Origin of the sequence: Pelomonas parva (assembly GCF_043555835.1) — a bacterium.
Taxonomy (GTDB): domain Bacteria; phylum Pseudomonadota; class Gammaproteobacteria; order Burkholderiales; family Burkholderiaceae_C; genus Pelomonas; species Pelomonas parva.
Genome location: NZ_JBIGHV010000009.1, coordinates 14,708 through 33,586 on the forward strand (window position 1 = coordinate 14,708; position 18,879 = coordinate 33,586).

Here is an 18,879-nt window from a genome sequence, read left to right on the forward strand (position 1 = left end):
CCGGGCTTGCAGATGGGCAAAAGTCGCGCCGCCAGGTGCGCTGCGCGTCTGCGCAGGCTGGGCCGCGAAGCGGCACTGCACTTTTGCACAGATGAAAAAAAGCCCCGGTAAAAACCGGGGCGAGAAAGCCTTTTCGCTGTCATCACGTCAAGGCTCCTGCTCAGGGAGGAAAAGCAGGGGACAACGACCTTGCGGCTATCATCCGGGCGCAAGTTTAGCGCGCTGGAGCGGGTGCGTCACGCATATATGACGCCGGATGTGGCGTCCATCACGCGCCGGGCGCGCAGCCCCCCTCATCTGCCTGTCCCGTCGAGGTTTCGCCCGTGACCCGCTCCCGTCTCATTCCCGCCGCCTTTCCCGCCGCGCGCCCGCGCCGGCTGCGCCGCGACGCCTTCACCCGCGCCCTGGTGCGCGAGCACACGCTGCAGGCCAGCGACCTGATCCTGCCGGTCTTCATCCACGAGGGCGAGAACCTGCTGCAGCCGGTCGCCTCCATGCCGGGCGTGGTGCGCCAGAGCCTGGACCACTTGCTGCGCACGGCCGAGCAGTGCGTCGAACTGGGCGTGCCGGTCATCGCGCTGTTCCCCGTCATCGCCTCGGCACTGAAGACCCCCGATGGCGCCGAGGCGCTGAACCTCGACGGCCTGGTGCCGCGCGCGGTGCGGGCACTCAAACAGAACTTTCCTCAGCTCGGCGTGCTGACCGACGTGGCGCTGGACCCGTTCACCAGCCACGGCCAGGACGGCGTCATCGACGCGAGCGGCTACATCCTCAACGACCCGACCGTGGAGATCCTCGCGAAGCAGGCCATCGTGCAGGCCGACGCCGGTGTCGACATCGTCGCGCCCAGCGACATGATGGACGGCAGGATTGGCGCGATCCGCCAGGCGCTGGAAGCCGCCGGCCACATCCACACGCGCATCATGGCCTACAGCGCCAAGTACGCGAGTGCCTTCTACGGCCCCTTCCGCGACGCCGTCGGCTCGGCAGCCAACCTCGGCAAGGCCGACAAGAAAACCTACCAGATGGACCCCGGCAACAGCGACGAGGCGCTGCGCGAGGTGGCGCTGGACCTGGCCGAAGGCGCCGACATGGTGATGGTCAAGCCCGGCATGCCTTACCTCGACATCGTGCGCCGGGTGAAGGACGAGTTCAGCGTGCCAACCTTCGCCTACCAGGTGAGCGGCGAGTACGCGATGGTCAAGGCCGCAGCGGCCAACGGCTGGCTGGACCATGACGCCGTCATGATGGAGTCGCTGCTGGCCTTCAAGCGCGCGGGCGCGGACGGGGTACTGAGCTACTTCGCGCTGGACGCCGCACGGCTGCTGAAGAGGCCTTGAGCCCATGCGGGTCTTCCACATCGAGCCGGACCGCTTCACCGAACTGCCGGCCCTGCCCGATACGCTGCCCGAACGCGGCTTCCTGTGGCTGGGCTATGGCCGGCGAGAGTTCGAGGTCGGCGAGGCAACCGCGCAGCAGGCGCTGGCGCGCTGGGGCTGCGGCAACATCGTCGACCTGCATGTGGCCGACCTGATCAACAACCAGCTGCCCTCGCACTTCGACTACACGTCCTGGTACGACATGCTGGTGTTCCGCCGCCTGGCGGCGGCGCCGGGCAGCGCCGAGCTGTTCGTCGACGACGAACACGGCACGCTGGCCTCGGCGCAAAAGGCCATGCGCGCCATCGACACCAGCCCGGTGGGCTTTGCAGTATTCGACCGCGTGCTGGTGACGGTGCACCCGACCGACTGCCAGGTGCGCGAGTTCTTCGCGCAGAAGCTGGACCGCCTGATCGAAGGGCGCGACAAGGCGCCCGCGCGCGGCAGCGCCCGCCTGCCGCTGAGCCCGGCCGACCTGATGCTGCGCATGGTCAACCACATGGTGGACAGCTATCTGGAACTGCGCCGGCTGTTGACGCGCCAGCTCGGCACGCTGCAGCGCGTGCTGCTGGACCAGAACAGCGAGTTCAACGACTGGCCACTGCTGCTGGAAAGCCGTGACGCGCTGCACCGGCTGGAGGACACCTGCGAGGACCAGCGCGCCGCCATCCAGGAATGGATAGACGCGCTGGACGAGTGGCCGACCGACGGCGACCCGCAGGCGGCCCGCGAGCGCGAGCTGCTGCGGGTGCGCTCGCGCGACGTGCTGGAGCATGTGGAGCGCGTGCTGACGCATGTGCGCCGCCTGGAGTCGTCCGCCGAGTCGGCCGTGCAAATGCACTTCAGCGCGCTGGGCCATCGCACCAACAGCATCATGCGCACGCTGACCGTGCTGACCGCGATCTTCCTGCCGCTGAACCTGATCACCGGCATCTTCGGCATGAACTTCGAGTGGATGCCGCTGATCAAGAACCCCCACGGTTTCTGGGAGGCGGCGCTGCTGATCGGAGTCGTCGCGCTGGGGCTGTGGCTGCTGTTCCGCAGGAAGCGCTACCTGGCTTCCGGCAAGTAGCTAGCCGTTGCGGCGATAGGGGTCCGCAAAGCCCAGGCCCAGCAGGATCTCCGTCTCGCGCGCCTCCATCGCCTCGGCCTCGTCGTCGACCTCGTGGTCGAAGCCCTGCGCGTGCAGCGTGCCGTGCACGAGCATGTGGGCATAGTGGTCGAGCAGCGGGATGCCCATCTCAGCAGCTTCCTTTTCGACAACCTCGGCGCAGATGACGAGGTCCGCACCGACGACGGGCTCGTGGCTGTAGTCGAAGGTCAGCACATTGGTCGCGTAGTCCTTGCTGCGGTACTCGCGGTTCAGCGCGCGGCCCTCCTCGGCATCGACGATGCGCACGGCGATCTCGCCCGGCAGCTCCAACGCGGCGCGGATGAAGCGTTGCACCTTGTGGCGCGGCAGCAGCACGCGGTGGCGCGGGTCGGCAAACTGCAGGGACAGGCTCAGCTCGGGCTTGCTCATATTTCTCGCGCCTCGCGCAAGGCGCGCGCCTCGTAGGCCTCGACGATGCGGGCCACCAGCGGGTGGCGCACGACGTCGGCGCTGGTGAAGCGCGTCATCGCAATGCCCTTCACCTTGGCCAGCACATGCTCGGCGTCGATGAGGCCGGACTGCGTACCGCGCGGCAGGTCGATCTGGCTGGTGTCGCCGGTGACGACGCATTTGCTGCCGAAGCCGATGCGGGTCAGGAACATCTTCATCTGCTCGGGCGTGGTGTTCTGCGCCTCGTCGAGGATGACGAAGGCGTGGTTGAGCGTGCGGCCGCGCATGAAGGCCAGCGGCGCGACTTCGAGCTGGGCCTTCTCGAAGGCCTTGGTCACGCGGTCGAAACCGAGCAGGTCGTAGAGCGCGTCGTAGAGCGGCCGCAGATAGGGGTCGACCTTCTGCGTCAGGTCGCCGGGCAGGAAGCCCAGGCGCTCGCCGGCCTCGACCGCCGGGCGGGTCAGGATGATGCGTTGCACCGTCGAGCGCTCCAGCGCGTCCACCGCGCAGGCCACGGCCAGAAAGGTCTTGCCGGTGCCGGCCGGGCCGAGGCCGAAGGTGATGTCGTGCGACAGGATCTGCTGCAAGTATTGATGCTGGCGCGGCGTGCGGGCCGCCAGGTCGGCGCGGCGCGTGCGCAGCACCAGACCGCCGTCGTCGCCCGGCCGGCCCTCGGCCGCCGCGCTGGCCTCCGGCGTCCTGGCCTCGATCAGGGCCAGCTGCATGGTCTCGGCGGGCAGCGCCCGGCGGGCGCGCTCGTAAAGCGTCTCCAGCAAGGCCTTGGTGCGCTCGGCCGAGGCCTTGGGGCCGTCGACGCGGAACTCCGCATCGCGGCGGCTCAGCTTCACGCCCAGCGCCGCCTCGATCTCGCGCAGGTGGACGTCCAGGCTGCCGCAGACGCGGGCCAGGCGGGTGTTGTCGACGGGGTCGAGGACGAAGCGCAGGATCACTTGGTGCGTCTGAAGAAAGCAGGCGCCGATTGTCGCTGTCGCTGGTGCATTCCCCGGCGCGGGGGTGGCGACCCTCCCTCACAATGCCGCCCCATGACTCTTCCGACCGCGACCAGGGCCGCAACGGCCTGGCGCCCACCCCTGTTTCTGTTGACGGCGCTGGCCACACTTTGGCCCGTTGCTGCCCACGCCCAGACCCCGGCCGGCATGTACTGGGCCGTCACGCTGAACGGCTGGCTGGCGGCCATGCTGGCGCTGATGGCCACTGTCGTCGGCCTGCTGTCCAGCCTGCACCACCGCGAGCGGCCGGCCAACTTCCTGGTCGGCATGATGCTGAGCTGGGTCGTGCTGCGCGCCACCGCCGCGCCAGGCGCCGCCGGCTTGAGGCCGCTGCTGATGACGCTGCTGGTGCTGTGCGGCGTGCAATACCTGCTGCGCCAGATGAACTGGAAACGCAGCTGGATAGACCACGCGCTGTTGATCCAGTGCCTCATCGTGCCGGCCAGCCTGCTGCTGACCGGCGGCCAGATCGGCATGCTGGGCGCGGTCTGGCATGCCGTGCTGAGCCTGGAGCTGATCGCGGCGATGGGCTGGGCGCTGTGGCTGCGCCGCCAGCGCCTGCAGGCCACGCCGGACGATGCCCACGGCCGCGAGTTCCGCCTGATGGCCGCGCTGCTGCTGCCCACCATGCTGGCCTTGCTGGCCGAGATGCTGCTCGCCGCCGTCAGCGAGCCCCTATGGCGGTCGGCCTCGCCCTGGCTGGGGCTGATGCTGCCCCTGCTGATGCTGGCGTTAGGGCTGCAGCTGGTGAACCACGTGGCCCACGCGCGTGTCGATGCCGATCGACGCAGCGCCGCCATCGAGCAGCGCATGGCCGAGCGCATCGCCGAGGTCGAGCGCAGCCACAGCCAGCTCGCCGAGCAGAAGCTGGAGCAGGTCACCGAGCGCGAGCGCAAGCGCATCGCCGCCGACCTGCACGACGACCTCGGCGCCAAGCTGCTGACCATCGTGCACACCAGCGAATCCGACCGCATCTCGACGCTGGCGCGCGAGGCACTGGAGGAGATGCGGCTGTCGGTGCGCGGGCTGACGGGCAAGCCGGTGCACCTCATCGACGCCTTGGGCGACTGGCGTGCCGAGGTCGTTTCACGGCTGGGCCAGGCCAACATCCTGGCCGAGTGGAAGAGCCCGGCCGAGGACATCGAGCACACCTTCCAGGCCCGTTCCTATGTGCAGACCACGCGCATCCTGCGCGAGTCGGTGTCCAACATCATCAAGCACAGCGGCGCGACGAACGCGACGATTTCCGCCGCCTTCCAGGATGGCGACTTCGTGCTGACCATCCAGGACAACGGCCAGGGCATCCCGACCGAACTGGACGGTCGCCTGGACCGCGGCCACGGCATGGCGAGCATGAAATCACGCGCCAAGCAAATGCATGGCCAGTGCCTGGTTGAATCCGGCCCCGGCTGGGGTACTGTCATCCGTCTGACCATCCCGCTCTGATTCCGAGGCCCTTCATGAACCACATCCTGCTGCTCGAAGACATCCCGGAGATCCGCGCCTGGCTGAAGGCGCTGGTCAAGCAGGTGTTCGCCAACGCCCAGATCACCGAATGCTCGCGCGTGCAGGATGCGCTGTCGCTGGTCAACGGCCAACGCTTCACGCTCGCGCTGCTGGACCTGGGTCTGCCGGACGGCTCGGGCGTCGAGGTCATCGCCGCGCTGCGCGAGAAGCAGCCCGAAGTGCAGTCGGTCATCGTCACCATCCACGACGACGATGAGCACCTCTTCCCCGCCCTGCAGGCCGGCGCCTTCGGCTATCTGCTGAAGGAACAGTCGCGCGAGCTGCTGGTCGAGCAACTGCAGCGCATGAGCGGCGGCGAACCGCCACTGTCGCCGTCCATCGCGCGCAAGGTCATCGCCTATTTCGCCGCGCAAGTGAAGAAGCCCTCGACGCTGCTGCATGAGGTCTCGCTGACCGAACGCGAAACCGAGGTGCTGCTGCGCGTGGCCAAGGGCTACACGCTGCCGGAGATCGGCGTGCAGCTGGGCCTCTCCCGCCACACGATTGCCGACTACGTGAAGCAGATCTACCGCAAGCTCAATGTGAGCTCGCGTGCGGAGGCGGCGCTGGAAGCCCAACGTCTAGGGTTGTTTGGCCGGAACTGAGGCCAGGGTGGCCCAGATAATGGGCAGATGATTGGAAGACTGACTGGCGTCATCGCCGAGAAATCGCCGCCGCAAATCGTCATCGACGTGGCGGGCGTGGGCTACGAGGTGGATGTGCCGATGAGCACCTTCTACAACCTCGGCAGCCTGGGCGAGCGGGCTGTGCTGCTGACCCACCTGACCGTGCGCGAGGACGCGCACCAGCTGTTCGGCTTCCTCACGCACGAGGAACGCGCCACTTTCCGCATGCTCATCAAGATCAGCGGCGTCGGCCCGAAGATGGCGCTGGGGTTGCTGTCAGGCCTGTCCGTACCCGAACTGGCACAGGCGGTGTCGCTGCAAGAGACCGGCCGCCTGACCAAGGTGCCAGGCATCGGCAAGAAGACGGCCGAGCGCCTGCTGCTGGAACTCAAGGGCAAGCTGGGCGCCGACCTGGCATTGCCCGCTGCAGTGGCCAACGACGCACAAGCCGACATCCTGCAGGCCCTGGTCGCACTGGGCTACAGCGAGAAGGATGCCGCTGCGGCGCTCAAGGTCTTGCCGCCTGAAGTCGGCGTCAGCGACGGCATCAAGCTCGCGCTCAAGAGACTGTCGTGAGCATCCAGACCGACGACTTCGCCCCCGCGCCGCGGCTGATCAGCGCCGCGCCCGAGTCCGCTCGCGAGGAGGCGATGGAGCGCGCGCTGCGGCCCAAGCATCTGGATGAGTACGTCGGCCAGGCCAAGGCCCGCGAGCAGCTGGAAATCTTCATCGGTGCCGCCAAGAAGCGCCGCGAGGCGCTGGACCATGTGCTGCTGTTCGGCCCGCCGGGCCTGGGCAAGACGACGCTCTCGCACATCATCGCCGCCGAACTGGGCGTGAACCTCCGCCAGACCTCGGGCCCGGTGCTGGAGAAGCCCAAGGACCTGGCCGCCATCCTGACCAACCTCGAAAAGAACGACGTTCTCTTCATCGACGAGATCCACCGCCTCAGCCCCGTCGTCGAGGAAATCCTCTACCCGGCGCTGGAGGACTACCAGATCGACATCATGATCGGCGAGGGCCCGGCGGCGCGCTCGATCAAGCTGGACCTGCAACCGTTCACGCTGGTGGGCGCGACGACGCGGGCCGGCATGCTGACCAACCCGCTTCGCGACCGCTTCGGCATCGTCGCGCGGCTGGAGTTCTACACGCCGGCAGAGTTGCAGCGCATCGTGACGCGATCGGCGGGCCTGTTGGGCGCGCCCATCGACGCCGATGGGGCGCTGGAAATCGCCCGCCGCTCACGCGGCACGCCACGCATCGCCAACCGCCTGCTGCGCCGCGTGCGCGACTACGCCGAGGTCAAGGCCGATGGCCGCATCGTCGCCGGCATCGCCGACAAGGCGCTGGCCATGCTGGACGTCGATTCGCAAGGCTTCGACCTGATGGACCGCAAGCTGCTGGAAGCGGTCGTGCACCGCTTCGACGGCGGGCCGGTCGGCCTGGAGAACGTCGCCGCCGCCATCGGCGAGGAAGCCGGCACGATTGAAGACGTCATCGAGCCCTATCTGATCCAGCAGGGCTTCCTGCAGCGCACGCCGCGTGGCCGCATCGCGACGCTGGCGGCCTACCGCCACCTGGGCTTGACGCCGCCGGGCAGCAAGACGTCAAGCGATCTGTTCGGAGAATAAAAAAAGCGCCCCGCAGGGCGCTTTTCTTTTTCCGATCTGGAGGATCAGAAGTTGTGGCGCACGCCGGCAGCCAGCGAGTTGAAGTCGCCCGCCTTGTTGGCGTTGTTCAGGTCGGTGACGGTGTAGAAACCGTAGACCTTGGTGCGCTTGCTCAGGTTGTAGTTGTAGCCCAGCGTCCACTGCTTGCCACCGGTGCTCTTGAACATGCCGTCGCCGCCGGACTTGGTGCCGCCGACGTTGACATGGAACTCCGACGCGCCGGACGTGTACATGGCCGACACGCGGGCGATGTCGCGCGACTTGGCGCCGGCGATGTCTTCACGCTGGTAGTAGCCGGCAACCAGGAACGGGCCGAAACCGTAGTCCGCCTCGATCGTGTAGTTCTTGCGCTTGGCGGCGGTGTCAACTTGCGAGTAGGTGGCGCCGATGTGCAGGCCGCCCGCTTCGTAGTTGCCCGACAGATCGAACGCACGGCCATCGCCTGCAGCGCCTTCACCGGCGTGGACCGTGGCGATGAAGCCGAAGCCGCCCACCGTCGGCGAGAAGTAGCCGAGCTTGTTGGTGCGATGGCTGAACGCGAAGGACGAGAACAGCGCGTCCGACGACGTGCCGGTGTCGTGGTTGTGGTTGCTGACGCGGTCCACGGTCGAGAAGTACGAATCCGGGAACCAAGAACCCAGGCGCACCGTACCGAACGAGCCGCTCAGTTCGACGTTGGCCTGACGGCTCCAGAACTGCGTGCCACCGGAAGCAGCGCCGGTGTCCGAATTCAGGCCGTGCTCCAGGTTGAAGGCAGCCTTCAGGCCACCACCCAGGTCTTCCGTGCCACGCAGGCCCAGGCGGGAGCTGTTGTTCTCAACAGCGACCTTGCGATCCTGGTTGGCAACCTTCTGGCTCTCGACCGTGGTGTTGATGCGGCCCCACAGCGTGACGGAGCTTTGGGCAAATGCCGGGGCAACCATGATGGTGGCCAGGGCGGCGGCGAGCGTGACATTCTTCATCGTTGGCCTTTGAGGATGGGTTACGACGGGTTGACGAACCGTCAGATGACAATCAATGACAGTCAGTATAGGAGTGGCACTAGCCCGCAGCCGAGTGGGCGACGCGCCGATGCAACAGTGCAGCTAGGGAGTTGGGGCGCTCAGGCGGCAATGTCGTCGGTGCCGAGGCCGGCCAGATGGCGGTCGTCGTTCCAGCCGACCAGCGTGAAACCGTCGACCGTGGCGAGCAGGCGGTTGATCGTGGCGTTGCCCAGTTGCCAGCTGCGCGGTGCGTCCAGCGCGACCCGAGTAGCCGCGCGGTAAAGGCAGTCGAGCACGCCGCCATGGGCGACCAGCGCGATGCTTTCCCCCGGATGCGCAGCGGCGGCTAGGCGGGCGGCCTGTAGGCAGCGGGCGCTGAAGACGTTCAGGCTCTCGCCACCCCCGACGGCGAAGTCGGGCTCGCGGCGACGCCAGCGCGCGGCCTCATCGGGGTAGGTCTGCTCGATCTCGTTCCAGCTCAAGCCCTCGAAGCGCCCGAAGGCGCGCTCGCGCAACGCGGCGTCGAAACGCACCGGCAGGCCACGCGTGACGGCCAGCGCCTCGGCAGTCTGGCGGGCGCGGCTCAGGTCGCTGGCGTAGATGGCTGCGAGCGGCTCCTCTGCCAGCGCGCCGGCCAGGCGCTGGGCCTGCGCCACGCCCAGGTCGCTGAGAGGGATGTCGGTGTGGCCCTGGATACGTGTCGCGCGGTTCCAGGCGGTCTCGCCGTGGCGGATGACGACGAGTCGGGTGGCCTGCTCCAACACTAGACACCCCAGACGACGTCGACACCCTCGCGCTGGCTGCGCGCCATCAGATCGCGCAGCGGCCAGGCGCGCTGGCGCAGCGACACGCCTTGACGGCGGGGCGGCGGCTCGCCGGCGGCCTTGGCGGCATCCACGGCCTGCTGGAAGCGTGCATCGTCGGCGTCGACGCCGGCCTCCAGCGCCTGGAGCAGCGCGGGCAGTGCAGCAGCCTCCAGGATGCCTTGGGGGGCCGGCTCGCGGCCCATCAGGCGCAGCACGGCATCGCCGGACTCGGCCAGCATGACGATGTCGGCACCGGCCTTGGATTTGAAGCAATAGAGCATGGCCGCATTGTGGGCCGGCGCGGGCGCGCCCGCTCAGCCGTTTCCGGCGAGGCCCAGCCAGCCGGACACGGCGGCGTCGACGACATGGCGGCGCGGACGCACGCGCTGCTCGAAATCCTCCGGCCGCAGCGGCGGCGCGAACAGATAGCCCTGGAACTCGTGGCAGCCGGCCTGGGCGAGGAAGTCGCGCTGGGCCTCGGTCTCGACGCCCTCGGCGATGACCTGCAGTCCCAGCGCACGCCCCATCTGCACGATGGCGTTGGCGATGCCGACATCGCTGGGGTCGCCCGGCAGGCCTTGCACGAAGCTGCGGTCGATCTTGAGCCGCTGGATGGGGAAGCGTTTGAGATAACCCAGCGACGAATAGCCGGTGCCGAAGTCGTCGATGGACAGCGTGACGCCCAGAGAGGCCAGGGCTTGCATGCGCTTGAGGTTCTCGTCGGCGTCGCCGAGCAGCACGCCTTCGGTCAGCTCCAGCTCCAGCATGCTGGGCGGCAGGGCCGCGTCGCGCAGCGCGGCGGCGACGCTGTTGACGAAGTTGGCCTGCTGAAACTGCAGCGCCGACACGTTGACGGCGACCGGCATGCGCAGGCCGCGGCTGAGCCAGTGGGCGGCCTGGTCGACCGCCTCACGCAGCACCCATTCGCCGATGGGTACGACGAAGCCGCTCTCCTCGGCCAGCGGGATGAACTCGGCCGGCGAGATGTCGCCACGCTCGGGGTCGCGCCAGCGGATCAGCGCCTCGGCGCCGATGACGCGGTCGCTGCCGAGCTCGACCTGGGGCTGGTAGTGCAGCCGGAAGCGCCCCTCGGCGAGGGCCTGGCGCATGGCGTGGTCCAGCCGCATGCGCGAGAGCAGGTCGACCTCCTTGCGCGGCACATGGAAGCGAAATCCCGCGCGCCCGCTTTCCTTGACCCAGTGCATGGCGCGCTCGGCGCTGGCCAGCAGTTCGTCGGGCTTGTTGCCGTCGCCCGGGTAGAGGGCAATGCCGCAGCTGGCCGTGACGGTGAAGCTCAGCGTGTCGAAGCTGAAGGGCTGGGCAAGCAACTGTTGCACGCGACGCGCGGCGGCCTCGGCCTCGAACATCTGGGCGCCGTCGACGAGCAGCGCGAACTCGTCGCCGCCGAGGCGGGCCAGCGTGTCATTGGCGCCGACGGCGCCGCGCAGCCGCTCGACGACCTCGCGCAGCACGCGGTCGCCGTAGCTGTGGCCCAGCGTGTCGTTGATCTGCTTGAAGCGATCCAGGTCCAGGTGCAGCAGCGCGAAGACCGGGGGGGCCTCACCCGAAACGCCGGCAGCCATCTGCTGGACGATGCGGTCGGCCAGCGCGCGGCGGTTGGGCGCGCCGGTCAACACATCGGAGCGGCCCAGCTCCTCGATGCGCTGGTGAGCGGCGAGCTTCTCGCTGAGATCGCGGAATGAAAAGACCCGCCCGATCGGTTCGCCCCGGCTCATCTGCGGCAGCGAGACCTGCTCCAGCACCCGTCCGTCGGCCAGGCGCAGCATGTCGCTGGAGCGCATCAGAGGCGCATCCAGCAGCGCCTCGATGCGCAGGCGGTACTGCTCGCCGTCGCGCATGACGCGCTGCAGGCTCAGCCACAGGCCGGCGTCGCCGGGCTCGTGCAGCAGGCCGCCAGGCAGGCCCCAGAGCTTGGCGAAGCGGCGGTTGAAGCTGCGCACGCGGCCGGACAGGTCGACGACAAGGATGCCGTCGGCCGTCGACTCAAGCGTGGCGCGCAGCTCGGCCAGCAGCGTCTCGCGCTCGGCCTCGGCGCGGCGGCGGCGCGTCTGGTCGTGCAGCAGCACCAGCCAGTAGCGGCCGCCTTCGGGTGTGTGCACGGGGCTGATGGCGCGGCTGACCCAGCGCGGCTGGCCGTCGCTGTGCGTCAGCACGGTGTCGGAGCGGATGCGGGCAAAGGGGTCGCGCGCGGCACCCTGCCAGAACGCTTCGTCTTCCAGCGAGTCGCACAGCACCGTCGGCGCCTGGCCGAGCGCGCGCTCGGGCTTCAGGCCGAGCAGGCGCAGCGCGGTGCGGTTGACGGCACTGACCGTCAGCGTGCTGCCATCGACGAGCCAGGCAGGTTCGGGCAGACCTTCGAGCAGGGCGCCGATCAACGGCGGCGCCTCGGGAACGCGAGACTGGGATGGGAGTGCCTCGCGGCCCGCACTCACGTGACCAACTCCCCGGGCCCGGTGCTCACGGCATCGAAGAAATAGGCGATGCGTGCCCGCGGGCTGAGGTAGTCCAGCGCAGGGCGCGGCAGGAACTGGGGCTTGAGGCTGCGCCGGATGCCGAGGTCGGGCATCTCCTCGAGGTTCAGGATGAGCGCTTCTTCCTTGGCGACCTTGAGGTCATGCACCATGACGCGGGGCTTCAGCGGCCGCGCCGAGTTGACGGACACGACGAGGGCGTAGCGGTCGTCGGTCAGTTGCACGGTCGAGCCCGGCGGATACACGCCCATCATGCGGATGAAGGCGTTCAGCATGGTCGCGTCGAAGCGGTTGCGGCCCTGCGCGAACATCAGCGAGAGCGCCTCGTGCGGCGTCATCGCCTTGGACGTGATCAGCGGGTTGCACAGACCGTCGAAGCGGTTGACCAGCGCGACGATGCGTGCGCCGGTGCTCATGCGATCCATGTTGATGCGCTGTGGGAAGCCGCTGCCGTCGGCATGCTCGTGGTGCTGCGCAATGATGAGCAGGGGCGCCGGCGACAGGCCCATGGCCTGGGCGATGGCCACGCCCTTGGCGACGTGCTGCTGGTAGGCCTGGGTCTCGGCGGCAGTGAAGCTCTCGTCGCGGTGGCGCAGGCGAGCGGCGACTTCGAGCTTGCCGACGTCGTGCAGCAGCGAGCCGACGCCCAGGTCCATCATCTCTTCGCGGCCAAGGCCGAAGGCACGGCCCAGCAGCAGCGCAATGATGCAGACGTTCAGCGCGTGCGCGGTGCTGCGGTCGCCGGCGGCTTCGTTCAGCAGCCGCATATTGAGATCACCCTCGACAAGCATCTTGTCGAGCAGCGCGGCGGTGAGGCTCTCGGCCTGCGTGCGCGCCTGCTGCGGCTGGGTCTGGACGACCTCCATGACGCCGCGGAAGCCATCGCTGGCTTCGCTGTATTGCTGCTCGCAAAGGCGCAGCGCTTCACGCTGGGCGGCGAGCGCGCGGCGATGGGCCTCGCGAGCAAATTCCTCGGGTGTGGGATGGGCGGGCGCTTGCGGTTCGGCGTGGGCCTCAACGGCTGCGGCCGCCGCAGCGCCGGCCTCGGCAGACGGCTGCAGCGACAGGTCGCTCTTGGCCGGGCTCCAGCGCACCTGTGTCAGGCCGAGCCGACGCAGGATCAGCAACTGGTCGCTGGAAGCAATCTTGAAGCTGGACAGCGGAAACGGGTGCGACATCCAGCCCAGATCCAGGTGGATGAACATCCCCACGGTCAATTGGCTGACGTCGATCAGCGGATCGTTTGATCTATCCTGCATTCACTCAAACCCGCGTCGGGCACCCCTCGACTCGGCCCCGGTTTCGGCACCACTGCCGAGGAACCTGAAGCCGGCCTCCTGCTCTATGTCAAATCGGCCGATTCGCGTTCCAAGCGATGCGGGAAAAATCCCCTTGGAACGCAGGGCGGAGCTTAGCGCCTGAACGTGACCGAAATTCCTTGCCTTTGTCCGGGCAAACGCGGAGGAATGCATGACTGGCGGCACGGTGTCATCGTCCCGACGACACCGTGATTTCGCCCCAGGCGAGGCCCGGGGCGGCGCTCAGCGTGTCGCGTGGTGCTTGGCGATGAAGTCGCGATACCAGTGCGCGCTGTCCTTGGGCAGGCGCGCGAGGGTTTCGTAGTCGACGTGGATGAGGCCGAAGCGCTTGTCGTAGCCGGAGTTCCACTCGAAGTTGTCGAGCAGGCTCCAGTAGAAATAGCCGCGCACGTCGGCACCCAGGCTCATGGCCACGGACAGCGCTTGCAGGTGGGCCGACAGGTAGGCGATGCGCTCCTTGTCGGGCACGCGGCCGTCGACGACGCGGTCGGCATTGGCCATGCCGTTCTCGGTGATGTACATCGGCGGCGGGTTGTACTCGCGGGCCAGGCGCACCAGATGCTGGGCGAAGACCTCGGGGACGATCTCCCAACCCATGTCGGTGAAGCCCAGCTTGCCAGGGCCCTTGACGGTCTTGCCGTCGGCGCCGAACAGGCCGCGCGTGTAGAAGTTGATGCCGAGGAAGTCCAGCGGCTGGCGGATGCGCGCCAGGTCGCCGGCCTCGACCTTGGGCGCGTCGGCGCCGACGAAGTCGATGGCGTCCTGCGGATAGGCGCCGCGGAAGATCGGGTCCATGTACCAGCGCACGTTCAGGCCGTCGTCGATGCGGGCGGCGCGGCGGTCGGCTTCGTTGGGCGTGGCAGGGAACGACGGCGTGTGGTTCAAGACGATGCCGAGCTTGGTCGTGGTCTCGGCGCGCATCGCCTTGACCGCGTCGCCGTGCGACAGCATCAGGTGGTGGGCCACCTGCAGGCTCTCGGCGCGGCTCTTGTGGCCGGGCGCGAACTGGGCGGTCTCATAGCCGAGCGTGGCCGTGCACCAGGGCTCGTTGTGCGTGGCGATGCTGGCCAGGCGATCCCCGAAGCGGCGGGCGGTCTCGGCGGCGTAGTCGGCAAAGCGGGCGACAACATCGCGCGACAGCCAGCCACCCAGGCCTTCATCCAGTGCCTGCGGCAGATCCCAGTGATACAGCGTCGCGTGCGGCTGCAGGCCGGCCTGCAGCAGTTCGTCGATGAGACGGTCGTAGAAGGCGAAGCCGGCTTCGTTCCAGGCGCCTTGCCCCGTGGCCTGCACGCGCGGCCAGGAGAGGCTGAAGCGGTAGCAGTCCAGGCCCAGGCTCTTCATCAGCGCCACGTCTTCGCGATAGCGGTGGTAGTGGTCGCAGGCGATGTCGATGTTGGAGCCGTCGTTGATGCGGCCCGGCTGGCGGCAGAAGTGGTCCCAGATGGACGGGCCCTTGCCGTCCTCGGCGCCGGCGCCCTCGATCTGCGCGGCGCTGGTGGCCACACCCCACAGGAAGTCGGGCGGGAAGGACTGGGCGAGCGAGGCGGGGTCGAGACGGGAAGGATCGAAGAGATTCATGGTGGAGGAGCGCCCGGCGTTGCGCCGGGAACGAAGAAGGGTCAAGCAAATCGAGGTGGGCCGCGGACCACCCCGGCGTCGGGACTACGGGAAGTACCGGCGCAGTTCAGCCGCCGATGCACCGGACCTCGTCCAGCCAAACGATCATCTCTGATCGATGACAACGCTGTCAACATCGAATGACAGCGGTGTCTTCACAATCAGATCAAGAGTTCACGCCGAAAGGGTGGGTGTCGGGCTCAGCCGGCCCGGGTGGAGTCGCGCACGACGAGCTCGTGGGCGAGCACCTTGTGCAGTTCGCCGTCGTCGCCGGGAGCCAGCTCGGACTTGTGGCCGAAGACGAGCATCTCGACCGCCGTGCGCGCCATCTCGGCAACGGGCTGACGCACCGTCGTCAGCGCCGGCCAGACGAGCGCCGCGGTGGGCGAATCGTCGAAGCCCGCCACGGACAGCTCGCCCGGCACGGACAGCCCGAGCCGCTGCGCTGCGGCCAGCACGCCCAGCGCCATGTCGTCATTGCTGGCGAACACGGCCGTGGGGCGCTGGCGGCGACTGAGCAACTGGTGCGCCGCATCGCGGCCGCTGTCGAAGGTGAAGGAGCCGGGCTGCATCAGCTCGGGGTCCACCGCGATGTCGTGCGCCTGCAGCGCGTTGACGAAGCCCTGCTGGCGGGCGGCGCTGGCCGACTGGTCCGGCGGCCCCTTGATCAGCGCAATGCGGCGGTGGCCGAGGCTGATGAGCAGGTTGGTGATTTCCTCGGCCGCATGGACGTCGTCCATGCGCACCGAGGGCACGCCCACGATGTCCCGCTCCGGCGACATCAGCACGCAGGGCGTGCCGTTCTCGCGCAGCGCGGCAAGCACCTCGGGGTTGTCGCACAGCGGCGGCGTCAGGATCATGCCGTCAGGGCGCAGGGCGAGGACCATGCGGTCGATCTGCTGGCGCAGGTCGGGTGCGTCGTTGTGAAGTGACTCGACAACCAGGTGATAGCCCAGTTCGCGACAACGCACCGTCGCGCCCTGCTGGACGCTGCCGACGAAGGCGGCGCTGGGGTCGTAGTAGAGCAGGCCGATCAGGAAGGAGCGGCCGCCTGCGAGGCTGCGTGCCGACTGCTTGGGCCGGTAGCGCAGCGCCTCCACCACCTTGAGCACCGCGTCCCGGGTGCTCTCGTGCACGCCGGGCTCGTGGTTGAGCACGCGCGATACGGTCTTGATCGACACGCCCGCTTCGCGGGCGACGTCGACGATGGTGGGGCTTCCGCCGCGTGCGCTCACAGTTGAAGAATTACTTCTTCTTGGCCTTGGCGGCCGGCTTGGCGGCAACCTTGGCGGCGGGCTTGGCAGCAGCCTTCTTCGCAGCGGCCTTCGGGTCCACGGCGGCCTTGAAGCCAGCGCCGGCGGTGAACTTGGGCAGCTTGGCGGCAGCGATCTTGATCTTGGCGCCGGTGCTGGGGTTCACGCCGTTGCGCGCTGCGCGTGCGTGCTGCTTGAAGGAGCCGAAGCCCGGGATCGACACGGCACCACCCTTTTTCACGGTGGTGACGACGGCGTCCAGCAGGGTCTCGAGGATGCGGCCGGCTTCGGCCTTGCTCAGCTCGTGCTTGGCGGCCAGGTGTTCGATCAGATCGGTCTTGTTCATGCGGGGGATCTCGTCCAAAACTCGCCCGAACGGCTCGGGCGGGCGGGATTGTGGCCCAAGCCGCAACTCACCCGCAGGCATACAGTCCCGTATCCATCGAAGATTCGGTCCCACTCGTGCACATTGCCTCGGCGCTCGACGCCCTGCCCCAACAGGTCTGGAAGGCAGATGCCCAAGGCCGCCTGCTCTGGATGAACGCGCGCCTGGCAGATGCGCTGAACCGGCCGGCGCTGCCGACGCCGCTGTCGCTGTGGCTGCACGAAGACGACCGCGCCGCCTTCGCGCAGGCCTGGGGCGCTGCCCAGGAGGTCGGCCGCTTCGAGCTGGAGTACCGCGTCGGCACCGCCTGGGTGCTGGCCCAGGCCCAGCGCCTGCCGGGCTCGGCGCTGTGGCTCGGCACGCACACCGACATCGCGGCACGGCGAGCCGCAGAGAACCGCCTCAACGAGGCCGATGCCGTCTGGAAGCTGGCACTGGAATGCAGCGGCGACGGTGTCTGGGACTGGCATGTGCAGGCCGGCACCGAGTACTACTCGGACCGCTATCTGCGCCTGTACGGCTTTGAGCCCGGTGACATCCCGCCCACGCCCGACGCCTTCGATGCACGCACGCACCCCGACGACCTGGCGCAGATGGCCTGCGACCGCGAGGACCATTTCGCTGGCCGCACGCCGCTGTACCGCAACGAGCACCGCGTGCTGGCCAGGGACGGCTCGTGGAAATGGGTGCTGAGCCGCGGCATGGTGATCGCGCGCGATGCCGCAGGCCAGCCGCTGCGCATGGTGGGCACACACACCGACATCACCGACCGCAAGCGCCAGGAGGCGCTGGTGTGGCAGCAGGCGCGTCTGGACACGCTGACCGGCCTGCCCAACCGCCGGGCGTTGCGCGAACACATCGAGCGTGCGCTGGCGCTGCGCCAGATGCGCGGCGACGAGCTGGCCGTCATGTTCGTGGACCTGGACCACTTCAAGGAGGTCAACGACTCGCTGGGCCATGACGTGGGCGACGCGCTGCTGGTGCAGGTGGCCGAGCGGCTGCAGGCGCGCATGCCCGCCGACGCCGTCGTGGCACGCATGGGCGGTGACGAGTTCACCGTGCTGCTCGCGACGGCGCGGGCCGCACCCGAGGCCGAACGGGTCGGGCACGACTTGCTGCAGTCGCTGTCCGAGGCCTTTGACGTGGCGGGCGAGCGGGTCTACGTGTCGGCCAGCATCGGTGTCAGCCTGGCGCCGCGCGACGGCAGCGAGATCGAGGCGCTGTTCAAGCATGCCGACCTGGCCTTGTACGAAGCCAAGGGCGCCGGCCGCAACCGCGTGAGCGTGTTCACGCCAGCGCTGCACGAGGCGGCGCAGCGGCGCGTGAGGCTCGCGGCGGAGCTGCGCGAGGCGCTGCGGCTGGGGCAGCTCAGCCTCGTCTACCAGCCCATCCTGTGGCTGCGCGACGTGACAGCGGCGCCGCGCAAGGCTGAGGCGCTGCTGCGCTGGCGGCACCCGCAGTTGGGCGACGTGAGCCCGGCGCATTTCATCCCTATCGCCGAAGCCACCGGCCTCATCGTCGACATCGGCGACTGGGTGTTCCGAACGGCAGCGGCCCAGGCGCAGGCGTGGCGGGCGGCGGGGCACGCTGGCTTCCAGATCAGCATCAACAAGTCGCCGGTGCAGTTCCTCGGCGAACGCAGCCACCGCGTGCAGCCGGACTGGGTCGGCCACCTGCGCGACCTCGGCATGCCCGGCGACGCACTGGCCGTCGAGATCACCGAAGGGCTGCTGCTGGAACGCGACGAGGCCGTGAGCGAGCGGCTGCGGGAACTGCGCGATGGCGGCTTGTCAGTCTCGCTGGACGACTTCGGGACGGGTTATTCGTCGCTGAGCTATCTGCAGCACCACGCGATCGACACGGTCAAGATCGACCGCAGCTTCGTCGCTGGCCTGGAGAGCGGCGGCAAGGCGGTGGCGCTGTGCCGGGCCATCGTGACGATGGCGCACGAACTGGGCATGGAGGTCGTCGCCGAAGGCGTCGAGACCGAAGCGCAGATGCTGGCCTTGCAGACCATGGGCTGCGACTGGGGGCAGGGGTGGTGGTTTGGGAAGGGCGTTTCCGCTGCCGAATTTGAAGAGCGCTGGCTCCCTGCCTCGACGTGCAAATCCTGAGCCACAAACGCAAAAGGCCAGCACTTGCGTGCTGGCCTTTCTTGTTTGGTGCCCAGGAGAGGACTCGAACCTCCACGGAGTTACCCGCTAGTACCTGAAACTAGTGCGTCTACCAATTCCGCCACCTGGGCTTTCAGGGAGGCCGGACTATAGCCCAGTTTTTCACCCTCCCC

The 18,879-nt window shown here is 68.4% G+C and carries 17 protein-coding genes and 1 tRNA gene; 7 read left to right on the plus strand and 11 right to left on the minus strand.

The features are described from left to right. The first annotated feature begins 323 nt into the window (after nucleotides 1-323). Together hemB and ACG00Y_RS21925 are read left to right on the plus strand one after the other, a co-directional pair. Nucleotides 324-1,340: a porphobilinogen synthase gene (hemB, locus tag ACG00Y_RS21920; RefSeq protein ID WP_394482590.1), complete on the plus strand. Its 1,017-nt coding sequence runs from the start codon at nucleotides 324-326 to the stop codon at nucleotides 1,338-1,340. Between the two features lie 4 nt (nucleotides 1,341-1,344). Further along, nucleotides 1,345-2,451: a magnesium transporter CorA family protein gene (locus ACG00Y_RS21925; protein ID WP_394482593.1), complete on the plus strand. Its 1,107-nt coding sequence runs from the start codon at nucleotides 1,345-1,347 to the stop codon at nucleotides 2,449-2,451. Here the strand turns inward: ACG00Y_RS21925 and ybeY are convergent, their stop codons facing one another. Both ybeY and ACG00Y_RS21935 read right to left on the minus strand, forming a co-directional pair. Further along, on the minus strand, nucleotides 2,452-2,901 hold the full coding sequence (gene ybeY, locus ACG00Y_RS21930; protein ID WP_394482595.1) for an rRNA maturation RNase YbeY: 450 nt from the start codon (nucleotides 2,899-2,901) through the stop codon (nucleotides 2,452-2,454). Next, nucleotides 2,898-3,872 carry a PhoH family protein gene (locus ACG00Y_RS21935; RefSeq protein WP_394482598.1) on the minus strand — a complete coding sequence of 325 codons (975 nt, stop codon included), beginning with the start codon at nucleotides 3,870-3,872 and terminating at the stop codon, nucleotides 2,898-2,900. Before ACG00Y_RS21935 ends, ybeY begins: the two co-directional genes overlap by 4 nt. Nucleotides 3,873-3,965: 93 nt before the next feature. Between ACG00Y_RS21935 and ACG00Y_RS21940 the strand changes: the two genes are divergently transcribed. From ACG00Y_RS21940 to ruvB, 4 genes are read left to right on the plus strand one after another with little or no spacing between them, the layout of a single operon-like run. Continuing rightward, complete coding sequence (locus ACG00Y_RS21940; RefSeq protein ID WP_394482600.1) at nucleotides 3,966-5,378, plus strand: sensor histidine kinase; 1,413 nt, start codon at nucleotides 3,966-3,968, stop codon at nucleotides 5,376-5,378. 14 nt (nucleotides 5,379-5,392) lie between these two features. Beyond that, complete coding sequence (locus tag ACG00Y_RS21945) at nucleotides 5,393-6,043, plus strand: response regulator (protein WP_394482603.1); 651 nt, start codon at nucleotides 5,393-5,395, stop codon at nucleotides 6,041-6,043. 27 nt (nucleotides 6,044-6,070) lie between these two features. Next, a complete protein-coding gene (gene ruvA / locus ACG00Y_RS21950) occupies nucleotides 6,071-6,640 on the plus strand; it encodes a Holliday junction branch migration protein RuvA (RefSeq protein ID WP_394482605.1) in 570 nt (189 codons plus the stop codon). Continuing rightward, entirely contained in the window at nucleotides 6,637-7,695 is a 1,059-nt protein-coding gene (gene ruvB, locus ACG00Y_RS21955; RefSeq protein ID WP_394482608.1) for a Holliday junction branch migration DNA helicase RuvB, read from the plus strand. The genes ruvA and ruvB overlap by 4 nt, the downstream gene beginning before the upstream one ends. 44 nt (nucleotides 7,696-7,739) lie before the next feature. Here ruvB and ACG00Y_RS21960 read toward each other — a convergent pair whose 3' ends face one another. The 8 genes from ACG00Y_RS21960 to ACG00Y_RS21995 all read right to left on the minus strand — a co-directional run bounded on the left by ACG00Y_RS21960 (nucleotide 7,740) and on the right by ACG00Y_RS21995 (nucleotide 16,553). Continuing rightward, entirely contained in the window at nucleotides 7,740-8,696 is a 957-nt protein-coding gene (locus ACG00Y_RS21960; protein ID WP_394482609.1) for a porin, read from the minus strand. 140 nt (nucleotides 8,697-8,836) lie between these two features. Further along, nucleotides 8,837-9,478 (minus strand): histidine phosphatase family protein, encoded by a 642-nt coding sequence (locus tag ACG00Y_RS21965; protein ID WP_394482611.1) that lies wholly within the window; start codon nucleotides 9,476-9,478, stop codon nucleotides 8,837-8,839. Between the two features lie 2 nt (nucleotides 9,479-9,480). Next, nucleotides 9,481-9,804 (minus strand): DUF1840 domain-containing protein, encoded by a 324-nt coding sequence (locus ACG00Y_RS21970; RefSeq protein ID WP_394482613.1) that lies wholly within the window; start codon nucleotides 9,802-9,804, stop codon nucleotides 9,481-9,483. A 33-nt stretch (nucleotides 9,805-9,837) separates the two neighbouring features. Continuing rightward, nucleotides 9,838-11,919, minus strand: a complete 2,082-nt coding sequence (locus tag ACG00Y_RS21975; protein ID WP_394482615.1) for a putative bifunctional diguanylate cyclase/phosphodiesterase — start codon at nucleotides 11,917-11,919, stop codon at nucleotides 9,838-9,840. 53 nt (nucleotides 11,920-11,972) lie between these two features. Then, nucleotides 11,973-13,274, minus strand: a complete 1,302-nt coding sequence (locus ACG00Y_RS21980) for a cyclic di-GMP phosphodiesterase (RefSeq protein WP_394482617.1) — start codon at nucleotides 13,272-13,274, stop codon at nucleotides 11,973-11,975. 282 nt (nucleotides 13,275-13,556) lie between these two features. Then, a complete protein-coding gene (locus ACG00Y_RS21985; RefSeq protein WP_394482619.1) occupies nucleotides 13,557-14,915 on the minus strand; it encodes a GH1 family beta-glucosidase in 1,359 nt (452 codons plus the stop codon). 239 nt (nucleotides 14,916-15,154) lie between these two features. Next, nucleotides 15,155-16,189, minus strand: a complete 1,035-nt coding sequence (locus ACG00Y_RS21990) for a LacI family DNA-binding transcriptional regulator (RefSeq protein ID WP_394482620.1) — start codon at nucleotides 16,187-16,189, stop codon at nucleotides 15,155-15,157. A gap of 10 nt (nucleotides 16,190-16,199) precedes the next feature. Next, nucleotides 16,200-16,553, minus strand: coding sequence for an HU family DNA-binding protein (locus tag ACG00Y_RS21995; protein ID WP_394482622.1), 354 nt, complete (start codon nucleotides 16,551-16,553; stop codon nucleotides 16,200-16,202). A 116-nt stretch (nucleotides 16,554-16,669) separates the two neighbouring features. On the opposite strand from ACG00Y_RS21995, the gene ACG00Y_RS22000 reads away from it, so the two are divergent. After that, nucleotides 16,670-18,706 (plus strand): putative bifunctional diguanylate cyclase/phosphodiesterase, encoded by a 2,037-nt coding sequence (locus ACG00Y_RS22000; protein WP_394482624.1) that lies wholly within the window; start codon nucleotides 16,670-16,672, stop codon nucleotides 18,704-18,706. 46 nt (nucleotides 18,707-18,752) lie between these two features. Here ACG00Y_RS22000 and ACG00Y_RS22005 read toward each other — a convergent pair. Further along, nucleotides 18,753-18,837: transfer RNA gene (locus ACG00Y_RS22005), tRNA-Leu, on the minus strand. Nucleotides 18,838-18,879 lie beyond the last annotated feature (42 nt).

Excerpts from the sequence above, each read along its gene's own strand:
- ACG00Y_RS21995 (WP_394482622.1), bottom strand. The coding sequence starts at position 16,553 with ATGAACAAGACCGATCTGATCGAACACCTGGCCGCCAAGCACGAGCTG.
- ACG00Y_RS21925 (WP_394482593.1), top strand. The coding sequence starts at position 1,345 with ATGCGGGTCTTCCACATCGAGCCGGACCGCTTCACCGAACTGCCGGCC.
- ACG00Y_RS21970 (WP_394482613.1), bottom strand. The coding sequence starts at position 9,804 with ATGCTCTATTGCTTCAAATCCAAGGCCGGTGCCGACATCGTCATGCTG.
- ruvA (WP_394482605.1), top strand. The coding sequence starts at position 6,071 with ATGATTGGAAGACTGACTGGCGTCATCGCCGAGAAATCGCCGCCGCAA.
- ACG00Y_RS21940 (WP_394482600.1), top strand. The coding sequence starts at position 3,966 with ATGACTCTTCCGACCGCGACCAGGGCCGCAACGGCCTGGCGCCCACCC.
- ACG00Y_RS21985 (WP_394482619.1), bottom strand. The coding sequence starts at position 14,915 with ATGAATCTCTTCGATCCTTCCCGTCTCGACCCCGCCTCGCTCGCCCAG.
- ACG00Y_RS21960 (WP_394482609.1), bottom strand. The coding sequence starts at position 8,696 with ATGAAGAATGTCACGCTCGCCGCCGCCCTGGCCACCATCATGGTTGCC.
- ybeY (WP_394482595.1), bottom strand. The coding sequence starts at position 2,901 with ATGAGCAAGCCCGAGCTGAGCCTGTCCCTGCAGTTTGCCGACCCGCGC.
- ACG00Y_RS21980 (WP_394482617.1), bottom strand. The coding sequence starts at position 13,274 with ATGCAGGATAGATCAAACGATCCGCTGATCGACGTCAGCCAATTGACC.
- ACG00Y_RS21945 (WP_394482603.1), top strand. The coding sequence starts at position 5,393 with ATGAACCACATCCTGCTGCTCGAAGACATCCCGGAGATCCGCGCCTGG.